This window comes from Anaerolineae bacterium (assembly GCA_016931895.1).
Taxonomy (GTDB): domain Bacteria; phylum Chloroflexota; class Anaerolineae; order 4572-78; family J111; genus JAFGNV01.
Map to the genome: position 1 here is coordinate 1 of JAFGDY010000025.1, position 4,154 is coordinate 4,154.

General features: G+C 54.0%; 3 protein-coding genes. All 3 read right to left on the reverse strand.

Annotation, left to right across the window (positions count from 1 at the left end):
• Positions 1–1,821, reverse strand: a 1,821-nt coding sequence (locus JW953_02120; protein MBN1991470.1) for an ABC transporter permease, incomplete at its 3' end; no start/stop codon positions are given.
• Between the two features lie 95 nt (positions 1,822–1,916).
• Positions 1,917–2,669, reverse strand: coding sequence for an ABC transporter ATP-binding protein (locus JW953_02125; GenBank protein ID MBN1991471.1), 753 nt, complete (start codon positions 2,667–2,669; stop codon positions 1,917–1,919).
• A 245-nt stretch (positions 2,670–2,914) separates the two neighbouring features.
• Positions 2,915–4,154 (reverse strand): 6-phosphofructokinase (locus JW953_02130; GenBank protein MBN1991472.1); only part of this gene is annotated, 1,240 nt, incomplete at its 5' end.

Genomic DNA, 4,154 nt, shown 5'->3' on the forward strand with positions numbered 1-4,154 from the left:
ATTAAGTTCGCGCAGCAGGGTGTCGCGGGATACGTGGGCGGAGTTGTATATAACCGGGTCAAACAACAGGCCGACCACCTGCCAGGTGGTATCGCCCTTAACCCCGTGATTGACTTTTACCCAGTCGCCCACGCCCACCCCGGCCTCCTCGGCCAATTCTTGGTTAAGCACCATCGCGCTGGTATCGCCGGGTTGCAGCCAGCGGCCGGCCCGGAGTTGCGGGCCATACAAGTTGGTGGGCAGGGGCACGCCAAACACGTTCGCTTCTTTATCATCATCCGACTCCTCGCGGCCCGCCGGCCGGATGTGCCCACCTTCCAGGTGCCACATCTCCACGGCCTTTACGTCGGGATGGGCCAGAGCCAGTGTTTCAACTCGCCCAATACGTTCCGGGTCTTCAAACACCAGGCTGACGTTGAATTTGAGAATGGAGAAGAGGAAGTCGCCAAAGGTGTAGGCAGTTGAATCCCACACGCTGAGCACCATCATAAAAATCAGGCCACTGAGCACCAGCGAAATTTGGGTTAAGATCACTCGCCCCCGGTGGCGAAAAGTGTTGCTGATGGTCAACACTGCCAGGCGCGACAGCCAGCTCATTTTGGCCAGCAGCCGGTCTAGCAGGCTGGTGGCAGCCCGCAAACCATAGGTACTGATAGCCTCGCGCACGGTAACGCGCGCGCCGCCCAGCACCGGCAGCAGCGATACCAACAGCGGGGTAATTAACGAAATTGCCGCCTGCGCCCAAATAGCCGTTGGGTCTATGCTAAACGGGCCGGGTTCGGCGTTAAAGGCGGCCATTAAAAATACATTCATTTGCCAACCGGCCAGCACGCCCAACGGCGCGGCAATGACCAACGCCAGCAGGCCGTAGGCAAACACATTGCTCAAGTAAACGGCGATAATTTGCCAGGTGTTGGCTCCAATGGCCTTCATAATGCCAATTTGGTCGGTTTGTTGGCTGATGATGGCGTTAATGGTGTTGTATACCAAAAACAAGCCTAGCAATAGGGCCAGCACGGCCATAATGCCCAGCACCAAAAAGATGCCGTCCATGGGGTCTTGAAAAAAGTGCTTGTTGGGGTCGCCCACCCGGTCGCCCTCGGGCGCCGATGCGCCGCCGGAATCAACATCTTCTTTTTCCAACTTGCGTTCAATTTTGTTGGCCAGGCCAATCAGTTTTGGCCGGTCAAACTGGGCGGCCCCGGCCATAATGCGGTTAAAGTTGCGGTCGCCGGTTAATTCGCCAAAACGGTCACGGGGGGCGTAAAATTGGGCCGGGCCCCCAAAGCTGGGCGGCTGGATGACCGGGTCGTAAACAATACCGCTGATTTTTACCGTGGTCTCATGGTCGTTGACCCGGATGTAGACGGTTTGACCTTCTTGGATGCCATATTGGGTGTCGGTGCCCTGGCCAATGGCAAAAAATTTGTCGGTGGGCCACCGGCCGCTGAGCAGGTTAAGGGTGGTATAGGTTTGCTGTTCGTAATCGTTGCGCATTCTCAGCTCCCCGCCACTCCAGGGGTCGGCGAGATCAAGCCGCCATTCAAGGGAGGTGTCGGCAAAGCCTTCGGCGTTTTCAATGCCCTCAATGCCCTTGATGGCGGTAATGGTGTCGTCGTCAACAGGGGGGTCGGCCCACATGGTAATCATGGCCGGGTTGCAATCCTGCCAGAGTTGCTCCATGCCGGGAATCATTAAATTGCGGGTGGTGATAATCATGCCAATAGCAAACGCGCCCATAGCAATAATTAACACCACCTGCAAGGTGCGGGCTTTTTGCGCCCACAAATCCCGCCAGATTTTATAAATGATAACACTCATGCGATTCTTTCCAATAAAAAAGGGAGTAGGGGGTAAGGATTAAGAATTAGGGAGAAAAATGAGAGATGAACTATTTCCTCATCCTTCCTCCTTTATCAATACCCGGTCCAACCCGCGCCGCCCACGTATTCATCGCGGGTAATTTTTCCGTCGGTGATCTCTACCACGCGAGGCACGCGCCTGGCTAGCTCTTTGTCGTGCGTCACCATCAGTAGCGTTTTGCCCTGGGTGATTAACTCGGTGAAGAGGTCAAACACGTCACCCGCCGTGCGCGAGTCGAGGTTGCCCGTTGGCTCGTCGGCCACCAGCAGAGGCGGATCGTTGGCCAGGGCGCGGGCGATGGCCGCGCGTTGCTGCTGGCCGCCAGACACCATACTGGGCAGTTTATGGGCTTGATCTTCCAGGCCCACAGTTTCCAGCAAGTGCATGGCCCGCTCGCGGCGTTCTTTGGGGGTGTATTTGCGGGCAAAGTCCATGGGCAAAATCACGTTTTGCAGCAGGCTGAGCGCGGGCAGCATTTGGAAAAATTGGAAGATGATACCCACGTTCTGGCCGCGCCAGATGGCCAGTTGATTTTCGCTCATTTTGTGGACCTGCTCGCCGGTAACAATTACCTCGCCGTCGGTGGGGCGGTCAATGCCGGTGATCATATTGAGCAACGTTGACTTGCCGTTACCCGACGGCCCCACAATGGACACAAATTCACCGTTGGCTACGTCAAAAGAGAGTCCCTTGAGAATGGTCACCTCGCCATCACCCACCGGGAAACTTTTGACCACATCTTTTACTTGCACCACGTAGATGTTGCCGTTGCCGTTTTCTTTTTTGCCGTTATCAAACAAATTCATTACTCCACCTCCAAGTGAGTAATTAGAAAGTAGAAGTGAGAAAATAGACTGTTCAGGCATGTCATTTCGACCAAAGGGAGAAATCTCCTTGCGCTCACAGTTAACCAAAGCTTGACCGTCAAAATCCAGTTTTTGGGTTTAATTTGTCAAACCGACAATCCTTTTAACCGCCCCCTCAAGGAGATTCCTCGCTATCGCTCGGAATGACATGGAGACTGAATAGGTATAATTTCAATTTCTAATTTCTAATTCTCCTGCGCCGCCCAAATCAAGTTTACTTTGGGCTTATACTCTTTTACATCATACATTTCATCAACATTTACCCGGTGAACACCCTCGGTCACAATCTTCAAATCAACATCGGTTAAGTTGTAGCGTTGCTGGTAGGCCGTCATCCGGCCAAACTTGCCTTCTTTTAACAAACGGGTGGCCAGGATGGCAAAGTTGGTGGCGCCCAACAAATCCTGTCCATCCGGCGAGCCGGTGCGGAGCAGGTAGGTTAACGGTTGCAGAAACACTTCTTCGCCCGTAATCTGGTTGAGCAATTCGGCCACCACCATGCCGCTGCCGGCCAAACTGCTGCCGGTTTCCAGTACATCATTTAGAATAAACTCATCCTGGACTCTGGCTTCTTCGGCTTTTTGTTCGGTCATCAATTGTAACACTTCTGATTTACTGCGCGGCGAAAGATGGGGCGTGTATTTTAAAACCTTATCCGGTTCAATGTACGAGCCATCACTGACCGTAACCACGGCGTAGTTGCTGGGGTTGATCTGTTTATCTTTCATCACCAGCCGGGCCAGCCTTTCCGGGTCGTAAGGCACTTCGGGGATAATGGCCCGGTCGGCCCCGGCCAAAAAAGCCGTCATCAGCGAACTCAGGCCGGAGTCCACGCCAAAGGTTTCCACCACAATTATCTGTTCTCGAGAGCCGGCCAGCGCCCGCAGTTCGTGGATAAAGGCCACCCCCCGGGCCAGGCCGGTGCTAAAGCCGATGGTGTAATCGGTGCCGTGGATGTTGTTGTGCACGGTTTTGGGAATGGCGATAATGGGCACGCCCTGCCGGCTGAGATGAGCGGCATACCTGAGCATATCGTCATCGCCAATGGCCAGCAAGGCGCGATAATCAAGACGCCCAATCACTTCTTTGATGTGGGTGGTTAAATCCTGGTTGGCTGCGCCTTTTTGTCGCAAAAATTTGGGCACCAGGCGGCTCGGTACCTCTCGCGGGTCAACGCGGGAAGCGTGCAAAAAAGAGCCGGGCGTGCGGTCAATGGGCCGCACCATATTTTTGCTCAGTTCGATAAAGTTTTCGCCATAGGTGGTGGGATCGTGATAGTTATAATTAATGAATCCTTCCCAACCTTTTCGCACCCCAATCGGCTCAAAACCCTCGTCAATGGCCCGGTAAACCAGGCTCTTCAGACACATATTTAAACCGGGGACTTCACCCCCGCCAATTAAAATCGCCACACGTTTGCTTGTA

Excerpts from the sequence above, each read along its gene's own strand:
- JW953_02125 (MBN1991471.1), bottom strand. The coding sequence starts at position 2,669 with ATGAATTTGTTTGATAACGGCAAAAAAGAAAACGGCAACGGCAACATC.